Below are 19,036 nucleotides of genomic sequence, written 5' to 3' on the forward strand. Positions count from 1 at the left end.
TGGGCAATAGAAGATATAGTTTTTTTGGTATGGTTATGGTCTGATAGATACTATCCTCTCCGGTAAATTTAGGAGGGGTTTTTATTTTATTAGTCGAATGTAGAAATCTAAAAAAATCTTTTGGAGATCGTCTTATTTTGGATATTGAAAATCTCTGCATATATGATCAAGATCGCATTGGTATTGTGGGCGTAAATGGGGCAGGAAAAACAACACTATTGAACCTTTTAAGCCAAAGAATAGAACCTGATGAAGGATGGGTAAAACTTTATGGGGAATGCGCCTATATCTCCCAACTAGAGCCCCCTGAAGAAAAAACAATAAAACAAGAGACGGCTTCAAAATTTAAAGTTCCCCAAACCTATCGGGAGAGTATGAGCGGAGGAGAAAGAAACCGCTTTAAGCTGGCGGCCAGCCTAGGTCAAAATCATGCCATCATTTTCGCTGATGAACCCACTAGTAATATGGATATTGAAGGAATTCAATTAGTCGAAAATTCCTTTGCCAACTTTTCTGGTGCCCTAGTCTTGATTTCTCACGATCGAGATTTGCTAGATAGCCTTTGTAACAAAATAATCGAAATAGAAGAAGGGAAAATCAAAACCTATTCCGGTAACTATAGTGAATATATTAAGCAAAAAACTGAAGAGCGAGAGCTAGCACAATTTGAATATGAGCAATATGTTAAGGAAAAGAAGAGACTAGAAAGGGTTATAATTTCTACACGAGAAAAAGTAAAATCCATTCGAAAAACTCCCCGAAGGATGGGTAACTCTGAGGCTAGACTCCACAAGATGGGCAATCAAAGAGCAAAAGCGAATTTGGATCGCGCTATTAAAAATGTGGAGGCAAGAATTCAACATTTAGAAGTTAAGGAGAAACCACCAAAAATCGAAAAAATCAAATTTGACATTGGGGACGTACAGAAAATATATAGCAAAGTAATCATTGAAGGAAATGGGATTAACAAGAGTTTTGGGGATAAAGTGATCTTTAAAGATGCTCAATTTCATTTAGAAAACGGAGCTAAGGTAGGTTTAATAGGTCCCAATGGATGTGGAAAAACTACTCTGCTAAAAATGATTCTGAACCAAGAGTCCCCAATCAAAATTGCTCCTAACGTAAGGATTGGTTATTTCAGTCAGGAGTTAAGTATCTTAGATGAAAATAAGAGTATCCTCGACAATGTGATGGCAGAAAGCGTTTATGAGGAGAGTTTTGTTCGAATATTATTGGCTCGTCTTCTTTTCAAAAGAGATAGCGTGTATAAAAAGGTTAGGGTTTTAAGCGGAGGGGAGCGAGTTAAGGCTTCCTTTGCCAAAATAATATGTAGTGGCTTTAACCTATTGATTCTTGACGAGCCTACAAACTATCTAGATTTAAACTCTCTGGAAGTGGTGGAAGAAGTTCTACGAGAATATGAACACACCCTGCTCTTTGTCTCTCATGATCGGCGCTTTATAAATTCAGTAGCTAATCAGATTATGATTATCGAAGACTGCAAACTTAAAACTTTCAAGGGCAGCTATGATGAATATATGGCTAGCAAGACTGAAGTTAAAGACAGGAAAAAAGAGCAGATTAAGGAAGAAATATTACGATTAGAAACTCGGTTGACGGAGGTAATAAGTAAAATTTCTATGCCTTCCAAAAAGGATGACCCCAAGCTTTTAGAGATAGAATACAATGAGATTTTAGGAGAAATCCGTCGTTTGAAAAATCTCCTTCAATAAAATCGAAATACAAGATCTACGCCAATCATAAAAATAGCCCTCAGTCCGAAAAAATCGTGATTGAAGGGCTATTTGTCATGTGTCCTAAAAGAGCAGGAGTTTTTTATTCGTCTCACTTGATTCGAGCTTACTTTAATTTGATGACAACGATAATAGTTGTCGTTTTTTTTGATGAAAAATTCTATCGTACTAAAAAAATCAAAATAATCCTTTTTTCGTGTAAAATAAATATGGACATAAAGGAGGATATGCACATGTATTTCGTTGATAATAAAGGCATTACAGACCCTAGAGTGAACTTGGCAATTGAAGAATATCTTGTAAGAAACATGGATGTTGAGCAGGATGATTTTTTACTGTTCTATATCAATCAACCGTCCATTATTATCGGTAAAAATCAAAACACATATGAAGAAATTAACACAGACTACGTTGAAGAAAATGGAGTTATCGTCGTTCGGAGACTTTCTGGTGGCGGAGCGGTGTATCACGATTTAAATAATTTAAATTTCAGCTTTATCACGAAGGACGACGGAAACAGCTTCCACAATTACAAAAGATTCACCCAGCCTGTAGTAGATGCATTGGCAAAATTAGGGGTGAACGCGGAACTTTCTGGTCGCAATGATATTTTAGTGGAAGGACGAAAAGTTTCAGGAAACGCGCAATATGTAACGCGCGGCCGTTTGGTTAGCCACGGCACATTGATGTTCAATCTAGATCTTGATGCGGTGGTAAATTCATTAAAAGTAAAGCAAGACAAAATTGAATCAAAAGGAATTAAATCCGTACGTTCACGTGTAGCAAACATCATTGATTTCTTGCCGGAAAAAATTACGGTAGAACAGTTCCGAATGGAAATTTTGAAATCGATTTTCGGTGGCGAGGAGAATATCCGATATTACGAGCTGTCAGAACAAGATTGGGAAAATATTTATACAATATCGAAAGAACGCTACCAAAAATGGGAATGGAACTATGGAAAATCACCGCGCTTTAATATGCAAAAGCAAAAGCGCTTCCCATCTGGGGAAATTGATATTCGTTTAGAAGTGAACAAAGGAATCATTGAAGAAATTAAGATTTTTGGTGATTTCTTTGGCATGGAAGACGTAGAAGAAATCGAGCAACGTTTAGTTGGTGTACGCTATGCTAATAAAGATATTGAAGAAGCTTTGGCGGATGTTGTTATTTCCAGATATTTCGGCGGCGTAACGATGGATGATTTCTTACAATTAATTTATTAAGTAGTTAAAGTTAAGCTAACAGTTGAATATTAACAGCAAAGGCTGAAATAAAAAAAGAACGAATTTCCGGTTAAAGAAGTTCGTTCTTTTTCATGTGTTCAACAATTATTTTTATTGAATGAATAGCCGAGGATAACTTATTGTCGCTTCTTCGTTTTCTTATTATTATGTTTTTCTTGCGGTGTTAAAGGTTCGTTTGCAAGTTCATGATCAAATTCTCTTGATAGTTCTTTTCTTACTGCCTGCTCATCGCTGAAGTTGCCACTTAAGTTTTTCTTTTCTCTGTTACTCATCATCACACCTCCATGACATTAGTGTGTCATTAGGTGTCTTAACTATGCATTTGAAAAGAGATAAAGTCCTTTTTCATCTGTTGATTTATTTCATAATTGAAAGGGTATTGAAGAAGAAAATATATAGAAACCGATCAATGTTTGTGTAAAATATTTGAAATTTAGTATGACAAAGATAGTATTAACCAATTCAAATCTGTCAATGATAACAAAAGAGGAGGTGTGAGATAATGCAACAAGAGATTCTTTGCGAAGTAAATAACTGCAAGTATTGGGCTGATGGAAACAAATGTAGTGCTGAAAGAATCTATGTAGTAAGTCAAAAAGGAAAAGAAGCATCCAATAGTGAAGAAACAGATTGCAAAACATTTACACCAGAGAATTAATTTTTATCAGGTAACCAATGAAAATTGGTTACCTTTTATAGTTATAGTATTGATAATAACTCTCATTTTCATTCGTTTTTATTGAATTATTTTTAGCTTTTCTAATTGTTAAATTTTTTAATAAGCATAAAATAGGATTTCTCCACTTTATCTTCAATATAGTCTAACGAATAACAACCGAATGGATCCGCTAATTCTCCAATAGCACGAGAAAGGTTGTCAATCACAAAGTTCAAATCTTCAGATTGTTTTTGTTCTTCTTGTGAATTTATTTCATACATAATTTCATGAGCTAAACGTTGTATACGCTGTAAACGCATTTCTTTTATCAGCACAGATTTCCCTCTTTTTTCAGCATACACAAAACATTATATGGTAGAGGTGTAAAGTACATGAAAATGTTTCAAAACGATTTTTTCTCTTGGGGAGCAGGATTAATTAATGCATAAAAAGAAGTACATCCGAAATGAACGATAAGTTTTCGTATAGCGGAAATTAATGGTATGATTTATGAAAGGAGGAAACGAAAATTGAGGGTGACTGGATTAGTCTTAGGGGGAATCGCTGGGATTTTCAGCATCGGTTTGTGGATTGTCTTTGTTTTTTATAATCCTTATTCGTCTACAGTTATTGAAGCCGGTCCAGCAATTAATACTTTTCTGATGTTATGCCTCCCAGCCTGTTTAGCAATAATTGCTTTAATAATTCAAAAAGACTACCTTATGCTAATCGCTTTTATTTGGTCTTTGCCAATAAGCCTGTATATGCTGGGAACACCAGGAATCTTCCATTGGTTTTTTGCTCCATGTATTGCTTATTTTATATGTTTTCTACTTTTGTATTTTTCTAAGATAAAAGCAAGAAACAAGTTTGAGATAAGATGATTTTAACGAATTGTTTGATTCGATTTGGGGAATTTCCGAATAAGGAGGATATAAAATGTCATTAATTACTCCAAAATGTATGAAATGCAATAAAGTAATAGAAGATGATGAAGAAGTATTAATACAACTTCGATATCCTAAGAGAAAAGGAATCACTGAAATTAAAGCGTATTTAAATCTTGAAGGCAAATTTATTTGCAGCAATTGTTCAAAGAAAATGAATATCTAAATCTGTGTGAGTTAAGGAAATTTAAGATATGAGAAGATTAAGAGATGTATTTTATATCAATGCCAATTTAGAAGAACAATATTTTATTTACTATGGAATGGAATTTCATGAATTTATTCAGTATTGCCCGGTAAACTTAGAAAATTTACTAATTACAGATGGGCAATATATTGCCAACGGTTTTAATGATCATTGGTTTTTTGAAACGGCAGTGGGGAAAGAGGGAATTTTAGAGTTAGCAAGAGAAGATATTTACGGTTTAGGTAATTTTCATTGGATTGATTACAACAATGAAGAAGATTTAAACCAATGTACCCCGGAAGAGAAAGCGGAAGTATTGTATTTGTCTCATTTTGGCAAGCCATTAAATTCGCCATTTTTTGATCGAATCAAAAATCAATTTGTTTATCTCGCCCACGATGATGGATGGTATTGCAAACTATATTGCAGAGATATTTTAGTGTTTAAGGAAATACTCGCAAATAAAATCATTGGAACTGTTTCCACAAATAAAAGAAGAAAAATCTATCCAATGGCTGAGGAAATAAAAAATCAACTATTTGAATTGACAAAAGAAGGTTTATTAATCGATTTTTCGAATATTTACCGGGATAGTCAATCAATTGGGCTAAGATTTTATGTAATAGGTCACTATGAAGATATGGATGAAATGTATAACAATCTTGAACGTAATAAGCGTAAAGCGAAATTCAGTCGGTTTTTAGAACATAAAAATAAGCAGTGGAAAATTTGTAATGGGTAACATTTTATAGCTGCAATGCTCCAAATCCTTTATGTGTTTTTATATTAAACATAGTAAAGGATTTTATATTTATAAAGAAAAATAGATGATTCAATAAATTTATAATTAACTGAAAAAATCACATATTTTGCTATTCTATCTGCATATCAATTATACTAATCCTGTAAGATTTATTGCATAGGAGGTATTTGTTATGGCAAAGGTTGCATTTTTACTAGCAAGTAATTTTGAGGATTCTGAGATGAAAAATCCATATGAGGCAATTAAAGAAGCTGGACACCAAGCAGTCATCATTGGTTTGGAAAAAGGAGCAGAGTGCAAAGGTAAAAAAGGAACAGTTTCATATACAGCAGAGATCGGTGCGAAAGATGCAAAAGCAGATGAATTTGATGCTGTTGTGATTCCAGGCGGAAGTTCTCCAGAAGCATTGCGCGTCAATGATGATATCGTTCGCTTTGTAAAAGAAGCCAATGAACAAGGCAAATTAATTGCGGGTATTTGCCACGGACCTCAAGTGATGATTAGTGCGGACATTTTAAAAGGAAAAGCGGCAACATGCTATATCGGCATTCGAGATGATGTAAAGCTAGCTGGTGCAGACTATCGTGATGAAGAAGTCGTTGTGAGCGAAAACATCATCACATCCCGTACTCCGAAAGATGAACCTGCATTTATTCGTGAGATTTTAGCGAAATTAAATTAATAGAGGATAAAGAAAAAACGATTTCCAAATTACGGAAGTCGTTTTTTTCTTTAATAAATAAACAATTTTGTTAACAATAACAGAAAATTTGAATGGAAAAAGACATATTTTTATTTATAATGTATAAAATTCCAAGTGACATTGTGTCCTAGTATAATTTTATTATTCCAAGTCAAAAATGGAGGTGTTAATAACTTATTTGGAGGAAAGTCATGATAATTAAATGACCTTCATGTAATAGAAAAGTAAAAAGAAAAATGGTCATGGAAGATGCAAATGTGGTGCTTATGTAAAAATAATTAATAGATAATTTACCTAATCCCTAAATATAAAGAAATAAGAAATTTTATATTTAATACTAATTTGAAATGAACTTAATAGAACAAATTGGAAAAAAACAATACACTACACTATTAACCTAATTTATTTTGAAGAAAAATGAATCCCGATAGAATTTTTAGAGACGATTTGAACATCACATTTAAATTTTAATTCCAATATTCAAAATGCGAAAAGCTAAAAAAACAAAAGTAAGCATTTTACAAAATAGAAATCTATAAACATGAAGTAACATGTTGATTGTTGCGTATTTATGCGGCTTGAGCCACTGTGGTGCTTAAGCCGTTTATTCATTTAGGGAGTTTTAATTTCAATATGATGGGTACCCAATATTTCCATATTAATATAGAGATATATTTAGATATAATGAAGTTATATGTGTAGAAGTAGGAGGAAGCTAGATGATTACAGGTGAAATCAAAAATAAGGTAGATAAAATATGGGAGACGTTCTGGACGGGTGGAATCACCAACCCATTAACGGTAATCGAACAATTTACCTACCTTTTATTTATAAAAAGTTTGGATGAAGCAGAAACCATTAAAGAGAAGGAAGCAGAAATTCTTGGTATTCCTTTTGAAGGAATCTTTCCAGAAGATAAACAACATTTACGTTGGCATCGTTTTAAAAATCTTGGTTCCCCAGAAGAAATGTATCGTATCGTATCGGATGAGGTTTTCCCTTTCATTAAAAATCTTCATGGTCAAGAAGATTCTGCATACTCAAAATACATGAGCGATGCAATGTTTTTAATCCCAACAGCGAACATGTTGGCAAAAATTGTCGAAGGAATTGACAATCTTCCTTTAGATGATCGGGATGTACAAGGGGATTTATATGAGTATCTGCTTTCCAAATTATCAACATCTGGTACAAACGGGCAATTCCGCACACCAAGACACATTATTCAAATGATGGTTGAATTGATGAAACCAACGCCAGAGGATATTATTATTGACCCTGCTATGGGGACTGCTGGATTTTTAGTTGCAGCAAGTGAATATTTACGGAAACATCATCAGGATTTATTTCTCGTTCAAGGTTTAAAAGAACATTACCATAATACCATGTTCTACGGAAATGATATGGACCGAACAATGCTTCGAATTGGTGCCATGAACATGATGCTGCATGGTGTAAATAATCCGAATATTGAATATCGGGATTCCTTATCTGAAATGAATAAAGATCAAGATAAATATACGTTAGTGCTAGCAAATCCGCCATTTAAAGGATCATTAGATTATGAAGCAGTATCAAACGACTTATTGAAAATTGCTAAAACGAAGAAAACGGAATTATTGTTCTTATCTTTATTTATTCGAATTTTAAAACCAGGTGGACGTGCAGCAGTTATTGTTCCAGACGGTGTGCTCTTTGGAAGTTCGACAGCCCATAAAGCTATACGCAAGGAAATTATTGAAAATCACAAATTAGAAGCCATTATTTCCATGCCTAGCGGAGTGTTTAAACCGTACGCAGGAGTATCTACGGCGATTATCATTTTTACAAAAACAGGTGCAGGTGGTACAAATCACGTTTGGTTCTATGACATGAAAGCAGACGGATTCTCTCTAGACGACAAACGCACTCCAATTGAAGAAAATGATATTCCGGATATTATTTCACGCTTTAACAATTTGGAAGCAGAAAAAGAACGGAAACGGACAGAACAATCCTTCTTTGTACCTGTTGAAGAACTAAGGGAAAATGACTATGACTTGTCGATTAATAAGTATAAAGAGATTGAGTATGAGGAAATTGAATATGAGAATCCTATGGAAATACTCAAAAAAATTGGAACTTATGAAAAAGAAATAATGGATGGTTTAAAAGAAATTGAAAATTTAATAAAAGGGGCTAATTGAATGATTTCGAAATATAAATGTTATCCCCTTAAAAATTTTATTAATCAAATTAGAGGGGTATCTTACAAAAAAAATCAAATATCAGAAAAAACAATCGATGGATATATACCATTGTTAAGAGCCACAAATATTCAAAATGGAGAAATAATCTATCAGGATGTGTTGTATGTAGATTCTTCTCTCGTAAAATTGGAACAAAAATTAAGAAAAGGCGATATCTTAATTGCAGCATCGAGCGGCAGTAAAGAAGTTGTTGGAAAGTCGGGACAAGCAAACGAAGATTGTGAATATACTTTTGGAGCCTTTTGTAAATTAATTAGGCCAAAACAAAATATTAATGCGGATTATTTAAGACACTTTTTTAATACAGATTATTATTCTCGAACAATCTTACAGTCTATTAATGGGGCAAATATTAATAATTTAAGAAATGAACATATAGACGATTTAATGATTCCCATTCCATCATTAGAGATACAAAGCAAAATAGCGGCATTATTAAATAAGACTCAAGATGTAATTAAATGTCGCAAAGCCCAAATCGATTTATTAGATCAATTCACGCAAAGCATATTTTTCGAGATGTTTGGGGATCCGGAAACAAACCCTAATGGATGGGAATATAAAAAGTTAAGTGAGATTTGTCAAAATTTAGATAGTAAGAGGGTTCCAATTACTTCATCAGAACGCAAAAAAGGTATTTATCCATATTATGGAGCTTCAGGTATCGTAGATTATGTTGATGATTATATTTTTGATGACAATTTATTACTAGTTTCAGAAGATGGAGCCAATCTGTTATCTAGAGTAACGCCAATAGCATTTGAAGTGAAAGGAAAAATTTGGGTTAATAATCATGCCCACGTATTGAAGTTTGAACATTTATCCACCCAGCGTTTTATTAAATACGTTATCAATTTACAAGATATTTCACATTTGATTACTGGATCTGCCCAACCTAAACTAAATCAAAAAAATTTAAATTCATTTATGGTTCCATATCCACCGCTAGAATTACAAAATGAGTTTTATGAAAAAGTGGAAAAAATTGAAGAACAAAGGAAGGTATTTGAATCTAGCTTACTAGAATTAGAAAATTTATATCATGCATTGTTGCAAAAATCATTTAGAGGCGAATTATTTTCAGAAGAGGAAGTGTCAATTATTTAATAAAAGGGAAGTGCCAATATTTCCAATTTTGGCTTTTTAAAAGATAAGAAACAGTATCAAAGTTTTGCAGAGGCTTGTTTTGAAGCAGAAAAAGGATTGGTTGTAAGCCCTGCTGTCAGCGCCATTCAGTCTCGACGTGCATTGGAGCTTGCGATGAAATGGGTTTATAGCTTTGACAGTGCGGTAAAAGTTCCTTATCAAGATAATCTATCCAGTTTAATTCATGATCGAGAATTTTTAGGGATTATGATGAAGACTTATTACCAATGATGAAGTATGTAGTGAAGCTCGGCAATCAAGCGGTTCATACGAATGCACTGCTAACGCGTGATGAAGCGATTTTGTCCCTACATCATCTATTCCAGTTTGTTGCGTGGATTGATTACTGCTATTCCGATGAATTTACTGCAGGGGACTTTGATGAATCTTTACTTCCTGTCGGTGAAGAACAAGATATTAGCAATTTTAAAAGGGGATACTTTGCTGAAAAGAAGAGTTTAGGCAAGGGATGATAGGTGGGAAATTCTATTAAAGGATTGAACAAGTCATTATCTCAAGATGGAAGTAATTTCATAGGATATACTAGTTTACAGGGATATGTTTCATCAGAAAATATTTTTGGTTTAGAATCAGAGGAAAAAATTTTCTTAGTTGATGCCAGTGGAGACAATAATGTAACAGAATTAGAGAAAGACAATTTCGCAGTTCCTCTTACATGGTATTTAGAAGATTTGAATCCTGAAAAACATTTAAAGAAAAAAACCTTTAATTTAAAATAAGATTGGTTTCGACAGTTTCATTCTGTTATTTTATTTATTAAATGTGCAAAAGGACCGGATTCTTGAAGGCTAATTTGCGTTTCACTCGATTTTCCGTACTAGGAAAATCGAAGGTGGAAAATGAAATCGGAATTGCCTTAATGGCTGTGAATTTACGAAAATACACGGCCAACAAAGATCAACTGACCAAAAATAATGGAGAGAAATGGAAAAAGGAGAATTTGAGTTGGATCAAATTCTCGTTTTCCTATCTTGAAGCTAGTTTTGTCCCAGCCTGTTTTTCGTTTTTGCTATTCCTCATAAATCATTTTTCTTGTCATTCCACCATCCACAACAAGGTTAATGCCTGTCACGAAATCGTTTTCCTTCGCTGTTAAATAGAGACAAGCACGCGCAATATCATCTGGTTTCCCTACACGTTTTGATAAATGCTGCTCGTGATCAATTTTGCGTAATTGGGAATAATCGCCTGTTTCAATCCAACCTGGCGAAATAGCATTCACGGTAATCCGATCTGCACTAAATGATGCTGCAAGCGCATGAGTTAATGCAACAATTCCACCTTTTGTTGCTGCATAGGCTTCTGAATTCGGTTCAGACATAATGGCCCGTGTGGAGGCAATATTAACGATGGAGCCGCCTTCTTTATTATTTCGCATATATTTTGCGGCTTCCCTTGATGCTAAGAAAACACTTCGTAAATTGGTGTTGATAATATCGTCCCATTCTTCGATTGACAATTCATAAGGGGACTTAAATACTGATTTCCCTGCATTATTGATTAAAATATCAATTTGACCGAATGTAAGGTTTGCAATTTCCATTAAGCGGATGATGTCATCCCCATCTTTTACATCGGTTTTTACAAAAAGCGCGTTTCCCTCTTTTTCTTTAATTACATCAACTGTTTTTAATCCGGCTATTTCATCAATATCCGCTATCACAACATTTGCACCTTTTTCTGCATAAAGCAAAGCGATTCCTTTTCCAATGCCCTGTCCAGCGCCGGTTACAATCACCGTCTTATTTGAAAAATCCATAGTTTTACACATCCTTAACGAAAATTCTCCATATTTAAGGTAGCACAAAAAGTGAACACCGTAGAACTCCCAATAATAAAATCAATTAGTCACATGTAGAATGCTTTAATTTAAACAAACATATTTATATGAATGAGGCTTTTACAGAGGAGGGAAATATTGTCGATTGTCAATCCTCAATATGGATTTTTAAAGGCTGATTATCTAAATCCTAATTTAAGGCAAAGGAACAAGACTGTTGATGCTGCTTCATCGAAGACACAAATTAAAGATGAATCTGTATTAACAACGGATATAAATGCAAAGTTAATCTTTATTTATAATTGGTTGATGATTATATCAGCTGATTTATATTGTGCAATTATTTTTGTTTTAGCCAATTTCTTTTGAAACTTTTACATGGTTTAAAGAGTCCAATTTATAAAATGGCACTATTGGAACTTATTAACTTAAAGTTTCAAGTCCAAACGTGTGGATTTGAAGCTTTATTATTTTGAAATTCATCTAATACATAAGTTGGGGGTGGTCTTATGAAAAAAGAATGAGTTTTCGTGGTTAGATTTAAATTATAGCAAGGAAATATGGAGCTGTTTGAATGTGATTTTTTTACCAGTTATTTTAAGGTGTTTAAGGAGGAAGCATTTTGAGACTATCTGAAATTCATCCATTTTTTTATCATGCAAGAATCGAGCAAAAAAGACTTTTTAGAACATTAACAGATTTAAAAGACAGAAATCGATTTGCAAAGCAAAGGGACTTAACGAATACATTTCCATTCACTTGTAAAAAACATCAATCCTTATTGAGAAGGAAATTAGGAAATAGCGATCCTCAGTTACAAGAAAATAAAATTACAAACTTAAAAATTGCAACAGGTGAAATTGATGGTGTGATTATTAAACCGGGTGAAATTTTTTCTTTTTGGAAACTAGTTGGTCGAACATCAAAAGAAAAGGGCTATATTGAAGGCATGCAGCTCAAAATGGGAGAAGTGAAAACGGGTATTGGCGGTGGAATTTGCCAGCTTGCTAATTTACTTTATTGGATGGTTTTACATACTCCTCTCGTTGTTATTGAAAGACATCACCATAGTTTTGACCCGTTTCCTGACTCCGGGAGGACACTGCCTTTTGGAAGCGGAGCAAGTGTTTTTTATAACTACGTAGATTTACGTTTTTATAATCCAACTAACCAATCTTTCCAAATAAAAGTATGGGTAACAGATAAACATTTAAAAGGTGCTATTTTTAGTAATGAAGAAATGCCATATTCCTACCATATCGAAGAAAGAAACCATCAATTTTTACAAAAGGACGGAAAAAACTATCGTCAAAATGAAATTTGGAAAAAGACATATGATAAAGTAACCGGACAAATGGTCAAAGAGGAACTACTAATCAAAAACTTTTCTGAGGTTAAGTATCCAATACCTATAAATAATGAAGAAATTTCAATGAATAACTAAGGAATTCAAAATAATAAATATATGGACATTGAAAACGATAATAAAACTGCATAACAATCCCCGCTGCGATATAATCTGACATAGTTAAAATTTCCCCTTCAATTTCATCGAAAATTTCGATATCCATTTGATAGTTTTTTTGAATCATCGTCACAGCTTCGTTTTTCGTTAACTCTAAATGTGAATAAAACATTTCTTGCAGAATTTCTTGAGAACAATGATTTTTAAAAAATATTAAAAAAATTTAACATTCTATCCACAGATAATCATTGGAATGTTTTGTAAAATATAATTACTACTTTTTGGTAGTGAATATTTTAATTGGAGTGTGATACTCGTGAAAGCGGCACTTTGGTACAATGCAAAAGACATTCGTGTAGAAGACATTAATGAACCTAAAGTAACACCAGGACGTGTAAAAATCGAAGTTGCGTGGACAGGCATTTGTGGAAGTGATCTTCATGAATATGTGGCGGGTCCAATTTTCATTCCTGTTGAAAAACCTCATCCGATAAGTAAAGAAATGGCTCCAATTATAATGGGACATGAATTTTCAGGAACAGTTGTTGAAGTAGGTGAAGGAGTTACAAAGGTAAAAGTAGGAGACAAAGTGGTAGTAGAACCCATTTTAGCTTGTGGTCAATGTCCAGCATGTTTAAAAGGAAAATATAATATTTGTAAACATTTGGGGTTCCATGGTCTATCCGGAGGCGGTGGAGGCTTCTCAGAATATACTGTAGTGGATGAACGTTGGGTGCACAAAATGCCAGAAGGGTTATCACTTGAGCAAGGTGCTTTAGTAGAACCAGCTGCAGTAGCGTTACATGCAGTTCGTATGAGTAAATTGAAAGCGGGAGATAAAGCGGTTGTATTTGGTGCGGGACCAATTGGTTTATTAGTAATTGAAGCATTAAAAGTGGCAGGAGCATCAGAGGTATATGCAGTTGAACTTTCAAAAGAGCGCAGAGAGAAAGCTTTGGAACTCGGAGCAACTGCTGTAATGAATCCTGCTGAAGAAGAAGATGTAGTAGATAAAATTAAAGCGCTTACAAATGGTGGAGTAGATGTTGCCTTTGAAGTAACAGGTGTACCAGCAGTATTAAAACAAGCCATTGATTCAACAACATTTGAGGGTGAAACAGTAATTGTTTCTATTTGGGAAAAAGAAGCATCACTCCAACCAAATAACATTGTGTTATCAGAACGCACTGTAAAAGGAATTATCGCATATCGAGACATTTTCCCGGCAGTGATGCATTTAATGACAAAAGGATACTTCCCTGCTGATAAATTAGTTACAAAACGTATAAAAATTGATGATATTGTGAAAGAAGGATTTGAAACATTGGTTAACGATAAACAGCAAATAAAAATTCTTGTTTCTCCAAAATAAGACTAAAAAACATCATTTTCTCCTTTTGAGAAAATGATGTTTTTTTGATATGCACATCTTTATATACGGAATTTACTACTATTTTTTTTACAAAAAAAGCTGAATATATTCATAACTTATATAGTAAACATTTTCTATTGAAAGATTAATTGAGAATGATTTTCATTTGTTGTATATTTAAAATAGCAAACATTTTATGAGTAAGGAGAATTTAAATGCAAATTCATTGGATCAAAATTAAAAAAATCGTTGATGAAACACCTGATATAAAAACCTACTTCCTTGAAATTCCTGAAGGATATTCTTGGGAAGAAGGGGCTCATCTTCACTTAGCTCTTGAAGGTTTTAATGTCGGAGAAAAGCCAAACAAAAGTCTAGTCCGTCATATGTCAATATCTACTTTGCCGAATGAAAATGCGATTGGTATTACAACACGTATTAGACAACAGTGCTCAGAGTTTAAAGCGATTTTAAGAAATCTACAAGTTGGAGATCAAGTGGCGATTTTTAAAACTCATTCCAATGTGCCGCTTAGACGAGAAAATAAAAACATTTACCTATTGTCATCAGGGGTAGGTTTAGCAACTTTCAGACCAATCGTGTTGAAATATTTTGAGCAACCAGAAAATGTTCCGCAAATTCATTCCTTGAACATTGACTCTTCAAAAAACTATTTATTTACTAATATTTTTAAAACAAATCATGATAAAAATTTCACCGCTCATTTTGTAGATAACCGTGAAGAATATTATGATAGAATAAAAAAGCTTTCTACAGATAAAAATGGCCTATACTATGTTGTCGGCAGTGATGATTTCCTTAAACAAAACATTCAGGTGTTGTTAGAGGAAGGTATTAAACCGGAACAGATTATGCTCGACAAACCTCCACGTAGATTGCCTGATTTTTTACCAATTGAATTATCGAATTAAATCGACTAAACGACGACTCTCCAAGCAGATTCGTCGTTATTATTTTTGGGGAAAAATGTATTATTAGGAAAAAAGAAGATTGGGAAAATTTAGAAGTTAGTAAAAATTGAAAATATAATATTATAACTAAATAATTTTATTGTTTTGTCGAAATAATGAGTGAGATTAATTTGAATAGGGTGTGCTAATTTTGGAGGCTACTGTTTACTAACTGTGACCTTATTTAAATTAATCTTTTTTTGGTTCATTATAGGGATTTAAGTTAGATAACTTTATTGGAGGTTAAGCAAATGAAGAAAAATTTCTATCTTTATGTTGCTTTATTTGTAGCAGCTATTGTTGCAATCTCTGCTATTGCATCTAGTTTTTCTGCAAAAGCAAATAACGAAAATGTAACAGTCAATAATGAAAATAATAATGAACAAAAAGAAGAACTTCCAAATGTCGTGATTCTTGCAACTGGGGGAACGATTGCAGGTACAGGTTCTTCATCAACACAGACGACTGGATATAAATCTGGTGATTTAGGTATTGAAACTTTAATTGAAGCAGTTCCTGAAATGAAGGAGCTTGCAAATATTACAGGTGAACAAATTGTAAAAGTTGACAGCACAGATATCACAAATGAGATTCTTCTTAAATTAGGTAAGAGAGTGAATGAATTATTAGCTTCCGATGATGTAGATGGAATCGTAATTACGCATGGTACTGATACACTAGAAGAAACTGCTTACTTCTTAAACTTAGTAGTAAAAAGTGATAAACCAGTAGTTTTAACAGCTGCTATGCGTCCTGCAACAGCAATGAGTGCAGACGGTCCTTTCAACTTGTATAATGCTGTTTTATTAGCTAGTCATGAAAGTTCAAAAGGAAAAGGTGTTCTTGTAACACTTAACGATCGTATTGCTTCTGCAAGAAATATTACGAAAACAAATACGACAGCAACTGACGCATTTAAATCTTTTGAAAACGGATATTTAGGAGCAATCGTTGCTGGAAAACCTTATTACTATAATAATGTAGAACGTCTACATACAACTGAAACACCATTCGATATTTCAAAAATTAAAAAATTGCCACAAGTTGATATTATTTATGGATATCAAAACAGCCCAACTTACATGTACAAAGCTGCTGTACAAAACGGAGCAAAAGGGATTATTGTTGCAGCACCTGGAGATGGAACATTATCAGCAAAGTCCGTTGAAGGTGTAAAATATGCAATGAATAAAGGTGTAAAAGTAGTACTATCTTCTCGTGTTGGTACAGGAACGGTTTCACCAAAAGAAGGATATATTACTTCTGACTCTTTAAATCCTCAAAAAGCACGTATTTTATTAATGCTTGCTTTAACTGTGACGAATGATCCTCAAGAGATTCAATCCTTCTTTGACAAATACTAATACGGTATTTGTAGGTTTTAATAAATCCAATTGAGCCAATATTTGCATTGGGACAAGGAACCATTACCTTGTCCCAGTTTACTATTTCGTTTATTTTTTTATTAAAAATATCCAATTTTTATAAAGTTTGTTTACACATGGTAGATATCAAGAATTATTTTAATAAAATAATTTAATTATTACAGCTCTAAGTGATTATTTCCTCCCAGTTCTACTAAATGAGTTCATAATGTGATGGATAGCCTTGATAGGTTTAAATACATGGAATAAGTTTAGTGATTTCAAAACCTATTCTGCTTTCCTTATTTTTTTAAATAAATATAAAGGAGGTAGCAAAGTGAAAGATATTTCAAAAATAAGTAAGTTTAGTATTCGCAATTTTCATGTGAAATTACTTACTTCTTTCACTACAATATTAATCATTTCAGTCTTATTGATTGGATTATTTTCTTTTAAAACTGCTAAGGATGAGTTGGAACATCAAATATTAAATAGTGTGAATGAAAATGTAGAAATACTGAATAGTGCAATTGAAGATGCAATTCAACCGAAAATCCTTGATATCGAGGCATTGGCTGATCGCATTACAGCTAATCAATACGGGGAAACAAGTAGCCCTGAAATTCAAAAGTTATTAAAATTTTATCAAGTGACACATCCAGAAGTAGATATTGTCTATACAGGTAATGAAGATGGAGTATATGTAATGGAGCCGGCTGAGCTAGGGGTGCCTGAAGGGTACGATGCTAGAGAAAGAGATTGGTATAAGCAGGCAATGGAACGGAAAGGGGAAGTAATAATTTCTGAACCATACGTTGCTGCAAGTACTGGTGAAATGGTAATCACTCTTTCAAAAACAATAGATGATGGTACCGGCGTTGTAGGGATTGATATTAACCTAAATAAACTGCAAGAAGTAGTGCAGAATATTCGAATTGGTAAAGAAGGATATGGATTTATATTAGACCAAAATAAAAAATATTTAGCACATCCTACCGCTGAATTAGGCAGCGTAGCAGAAGGCACACTGTATGACAACTTATACAAAGAAAGTAAAGGACAATTAAATGAAGTTTTTAATGGAAAATCCATTATTTTGGACTACATAACTAATGATTTGACTGGATGGAAAATAGGCGGAGTTATCTATACAGAAGAGATTAACGAAGCAAACTCACCTATTTTACATACGTCGTTGATTGTGGGGATTCTTTCCATATTATTTGGGCTAGTTGCTTTAATGTTGGTTATTAAATCAATTGCAAAACCGATTAAACAATTAGGCCAATTAGCTGTTAATGTTAGTCGCGGAGATTTAACACAGTACGCAGAAATACAAACCAATGATATTGTCGGAAAGTTAGGAAATGCTTTTAACGAAATGATAGATGGTCTTCGTACACTAACTCAAAAAATAGATGATACGGCTGGAAATGTTGCGGCCACTGCAGAACAACTATCTGCATGTTCACAAGAAACAAATGCAGCGTCTGAGCAAGTATCTGTTTCCATCCAAGATGTAGCAAAAAATGCGGAAGTACAGACAAATTCCGTTGATAAGGTATCCCTTATTTTTAAGGAAGTATCGAACGGAGTTAGTAACATTGCTGAACGTTCATCAAAAGTAACAGATCTTTCCCGCCAAGCAATTGTTGAGGCAGATGAAGGCGGTAAGGCGGTAGCGAAAACCGTTTCACAAATGAAATCGATTCATTCATCTGTAAGTGAATCACAAGATACAATTCAATCTTTATATGAAAGCTCGAAAGAAATAAGTGAAATTTTGAACGTCATTACAAATATTGCGGACCAAACGAATTTATTAGCATTAAATGCTGCCATTGAAGCGGCTCGTGCAGGTGAGCATGGTAAAGGATTTGCAGTTGTAGCGGAAGAAGTAAGGAGTCTTGCTGAACAGACACAAGCTTCAGCGAAGGAAATATATACAATTATTAAGAAGATTCAAGATGATACAGATAATACCGTAAAAATGATGGAGCGAATTACGACTGACGTAGAGCACGGAGTAGAGATTACAAGCGAAGCAGTTGAGAAATTTAATCATATACTCCAAACAACGAAAGATATTTCGCCACAAATGGAGGAAGTTTCTGTGGCAGTTGAAGAAATGTCAAGTGCTATACAAGATGTAACGGCACAATTAGATGATATTGTACTTGTGGCACAAAACAACACTGCAACATCAGAAGAAGTAGTAGCTTCAGTAGAAGAGCAATTGGCTTCAATGGAGGAAATTTCGGCTTCAGCCCAATCCCTTTCATCAATGGCAGAAGAATTAAAAAATGCTATATCTACATTTAAATATTAAAAATTAAGGGGAGTTTCTCGTAGTGTTGCACTATGAGAAGCTCTTTTTTCAATTGCTTTGCATGAAAGGTTAAATAGACA

The 19,036-nt window shown here is 33.7% G+C and carries 20 protein-coding genes and 1 pseudogene; 17 read left to right on the forward strand and 4 right to left on the reverse strand.

Translation table 11 applies throughout. The features are described from left to right. The first annotated feature begins 83 nt into the window (after positions 1–83). Positions 84–1,733: an ABC-F type ribosomal protection protein gene (gene abc-f, locus NSQ18_RS09615; RefSeq protein ID WP_339289646.1), complete on the forward strand. Its 1,650-nt coding sequence runs from the start codon at positions 84–86 to the stop codon at positions 1,731–1,733. A gap of 254 nt (positions 1,734–1,987) precedes the next feature. After that, entirely contained in the window at positions 1,988–2,980 is a 993-nt protein-coding gene (locus tag NSQ18_RS09620; protein ID WP_339287862.1) for a lipoate--protein ligase, read from the forward strand. A gap of 137 nt (positions 2,981–3,117) precedes the next feature. Here NSQ18_RS09620 and sspO read toward each other — a convergent pair whose 3' ends face one another. Next, positions 3,118–3,273, reverse strand: coding sequence for a small acid-soluble spore protein O (gene sspO / locus NSQ18_RS09625; protein WP_016839463.1), 156 nt, complete (start codon positions 3,271–3,273; stop codon positions 3,118–3,120). A 230-nt stretch (positions 3,274–3,503) separates the two neighbouring features. Here sspO and NSQ18_RS09630 point away from each other — a divergent pair, with 230 nt between their 5' ends. Continuing rightward, positions 3,504–3,659, forward strand: coding sequence for a DUF1540 domain-containing protein (locus NSQ18_RS09630; protein WP_016839462.1), 156 nt, complete (start codon positions 3,504–3,506; stop codon positions 3,657–3,659). Between the two features lie 101 nt (positions 3,660–3,760). Here NSQ18_RS09630 and NSQ18_RS09635 read toward each other — a convergent pair whose 3' ends face one another. Beyond that, positions 3,761–3,994 carry a hypothetical protein gene (locus NSQ18_RS09635; protein WP_168412797.1) on the reverse strand — a complete coding sequence of 78 codons (234 nt, stop codon included), beginning with the start codon at positions 3,992–3,994 and terminating at the stop codon, positions 3,761–3,763. 195 nt (positions 3,995–4,189) lie between these two features. Between NSQ18_RS09635 and NSQ18_RS09640 the strand changes: the two genes are divergently transcribed. The 8 genes and pseudogenes from NSQ18_RS09640 (at position 4,190) to NSQ18_RS09675 (ending at position 10,394) form a co-directional block, all read left to right on the forward strand. Then, the gene (locus NSQ18_RS09640; protein ID WP_339287864.1) at positions 4,190–4,543 is read left to right on the forward strand and encodes a hypothetical protein; all 354 of its coding nucleotides are present in this window, start codon (positions 4,190–4,192) and stop codon (positions 4,541–4,543) included. 55 nt (positions 4,544–4,598) lie between these two features. Further along, positions 4,599–4,772, forward strand: a complete 174-nt coding sequence (locus tag NSQ18_RS09645; RefSeq protein WP_016839459.1) for a Fe3+-hydroxamate ABC transporter substrate-binding protein — start codon at positions 4,599–4,601, stop codon at positions 4,770–4,772. A gap of 28 nt (positions 4,773–4,800) precedes the next feature. Next, complete coding sequence (locus NSQ18_RS09650; protein WP_339287866.1) at positions 4,801–5,535, forward strand: hypothetical protein; 735 nt, start codon at positions 4,801–4,803, stop codon at positions 5,533–5,535. A gap of 193 nt (positions 5,536–5,728) precedes the next feature. After that, positions 5,729–6,238, forward strand: coding sequence for a type 1 glutamine amidotransferase domain-containing protein (locus NSQ18_RS09655; RefSeq protein WP_016839457.1), 510 nt, complete (start codon positions 5,729–5,731; stop codon positions 6,236–6,238). Positions 6,239–6,978: 740 nt separating this feature from the next. After that, the gene (locus NSQ18_RS09660) at positions 6,979–8,445 is read left to right on the forward strand and encodes a class I SAM-dependent DNA methyltransferase (RefSeq protein WP_339287869.1); all 1,467 of its coding nucleotides are present in this window, start codon (positions 6,979–6,981) and stop codon (positions 8,443–8,445) included. Next, the gene (locus NSQ18_RS09665; RefSeq protein ID WP_339287871.1) at positions 8,446–9,615 is read left to right on the forward strand and encodes a restriction endonuclease subunit S; all 1,170 of its coding nucleotides are present in this window, start codon (positions 8,446–8,448) and stop codon (positions 9,613–9,615) included. A gap of 18 nt (positions 9,616–9,633) precedes the next feature. Continuing rightward, a pseudogene (locus tag NSQ18_RS09670) lies at positions 9,634–10,064 on the forward strand (DUF4145 domain-containing protein); the annotation flags it as partial. A 66-nt stretch (positions 10,065–10,130) separates the two neighbouring features. Further along, positions 10,131–10,394: a hypothetical protein gene (locus NSQ18_RS09675; protein WP_339287873.1), complete on the forward strand. Its 264-nt coding sequence runs from the start codon at positions 10,131–10,133 to the stop codon at positions 10,392–10,394. 290 nt (positions 10,395–10,684) lie between these two features. On the opposite strand, the gene NSQ18_RS09680 is transcribed toward NSQ18_RS09675, so the two are convergent. Next, positions 10,685–11,434, reverse strand: a complete 750-nt coding sequence (locus NSQ18_RS09680; RefSeq protein ID WP_339287875.1) for a glucose 1-dehydrogenase — start codon at positions 11,432–11,434, stop codon at positions 10,685–10,687. A gap of 159 nt (positions 11,435–11,593) precedes the next feature. On the opposite strand from NSQ18_RS09680, the gene NSQ18_RS09685 reads away from it, so the two are divergent. Both NSQ18_RS09685 and NSQ18_RS09690 read left to right on the forward strand, forming a co-directional pair. Further along, positions 11,594–11,824, forward strand: a complete 231-nt coding sequence (locus NSQ18_RS09685; RefSeq protein ID WP_016839149.1) for a hypothetical protein — start codon at positions 11,594–11,596, stop codon at positions 11,822–11,824. A 253-nt stretch (positions 11,825–12,077) separates the two neighbouring features. Then, positions 12,078–12,899 (forward strand): VanW family protein, encoded by an 822-nt coding sequence (locus NSQ18_RS09690; RefSeq protein ID WP_096549663.1) that lies wholly within the window; start codon positions 12,078–12,080, stop codon positions 12,897–12,899. Here the strand turns inward: NSQ18_RS09690 and NSQ18_RS09695 are convergent. Next, a complete protein-coding gene (locus NSQ18_RS09695; protein WP_339287878.1) occupies positions 12,865–13,092 on the reverse strand; it encodes a hypothetical protein in 228 nt (75 codons plus the stop codon). The genes NSQ18_RS09690 and NSQ18_RS09695 overlap by 35 nt on opposite strands. A 144-nt stretch (positions 13,093–13,236) precedes the next feature. Between NSQ18_RS09695 and NSQ18_RS09700 the strand changes: the two genes are divergently transcribed. The 4 genes from NSQ18_RS09700 to NSQ18_RS09715 all read left to right on the forward strand — a co-directional run bounded on the left by NSQ18_RS09700 (position 13,237) and on the right by NSQ18_RS09715 (position 18,956). After that, on the forward strand, positions 13,237–14,292 hold the full coding sequence (locus NSQ18_RS09700; protein ID WP_339289648.1) for a 2,3-butanediol dehydrogenase: 1,056 nt from the start codon (positions 13,237–13,239) through the stop codon (positions 14,290–14,292). Between the two features lie 215 nt (positions 14,293–14,507). After that, on the forward strand, positions 14,508–15,224 hold the full coding sequence (locus NSQ18_RS09705) for a hypothetical protein (RefSeq protein WP_016839153.1): 717 nt from the start codon (positions 14,508–14,510) through the stop codon (positions 15,222–15,224). 290 nt (positions 15,225–15,514) lie between these two features. Next, positions 15,515–16,627 (forward strand): type II asparaginase, encoded by a 1,113-nt coding sequence (locus NSQ18_RS09710; RefSeq protein ID WP_016839154.1) that lies wholly within the window; start codon positions 15,515–15,517, stop codon positions 16,625–16,627. A 337-nt stretch (positions 16,628–16,964) separates the two neighbouring features. Further along, entirely contained in the window at positions 16,965–18,956 is a 1,992-nt protein-coding gene (locus NSQ18_RS09715; RefSeq protein WP_339287880.1) for a methyl-accepting chemotaxis protein, read from the forward strand. Positions 18,957–19,036: the final 80 nt, after the last annotated feature.

Source organism: Ureibacillus sp. FSL K6-0786, assembly GCF_037965165.1.
GTDB lineage: Bacteria > Bacillota > Bacilli > Bacillales_A > Planococcaceae > Ureibacillus > Ureibacillus thermosphaericus.

Bases quoted from the DNA above. Each gene is read 5' to 3' on its own strand.
- NSQ18_RS09655 (WP_016839457.1), top strand. From the start codon at position 5,729: ATGGCAAAGGTTGCATTTTTACTAGCAAGTAATTTTGAGGATTCTGAG.
- NSQ18_RS09665 (WP_339287871.1), top strand. From the start codon at position 8,446: ATGATTTCGAAATATAAATGTTATCCCCTTAAAAATTTTATTAATCAA.
- NSQ18_RS09680 (WP_339287875.1), bottom strand. From the start codon at position 11,434: ATGGATTTTTCAAATAAGACGGTGATTGTAACCGGCGCTGGACAGGGC.
- sspO (WP_016839463.1), bottom strand. From the start codon at position 3,273: ATGAGTAACAGAGAAAAGAAAAACTTAAGTGGCAACTTCAGCGATGAG.
- NSQ18_RS09650 (WP_339287866.1), top strand. From the start codon at position 4,801: ATGAGAAGATTAAGAGATGTATTTTATATCAATGCCAATTTAGAAGAA.
- NSQ18_RS09645 (WP_016839459.1), top strand. From the start codon at position 4,599: ATGTCATTAATTACTCCAAAATGTATGAAATGCAATAAAGTAATAGAA.
- NSQ18_RS09620 (WP_339287862.1), top strand. From the start codon at position 1,988: ATGTATTTCGTTGATAATAAAGGCATTACAGACCCTAGAGTGAACTTG.
- NSQ18_RS09705 (WP_016839153.1), top strand. From the start codon at position 14,508: ATGCAAATTCATTGGATCAAAATTAAAAAAATCGTTGATGAAACACCT.
- NSQ18_RS09710 (WP_016839154.1), top strand. From the start codon at position 15,515: ATGAAGAAAAATTTCTATCTTTATGTTGCTTTATTTGTAGCAGCTATT.
- NSQ18_RS09695 (WP_339287878.1), bottom strand. From the start codon at position 13,092: ATGTTTTATTCACATTTAGAGTTAACGAAAAACGAAGCTGTGACGATG.
- NSQ18_RS09630 (WP_016839462.1), top strand. From the start codon at position 3,504: ATGCAACAAGAGATTCTTTGCGAAGTAAATAACTGCAAGTATTGGGCT.
- NSQ18_RS09660 (WP_339287869.1), top strand. From the start codon at position 6,979: ATGATTACAGGTGAAATCAAAAATAAGGTAGATAAAATATGGGAGACG.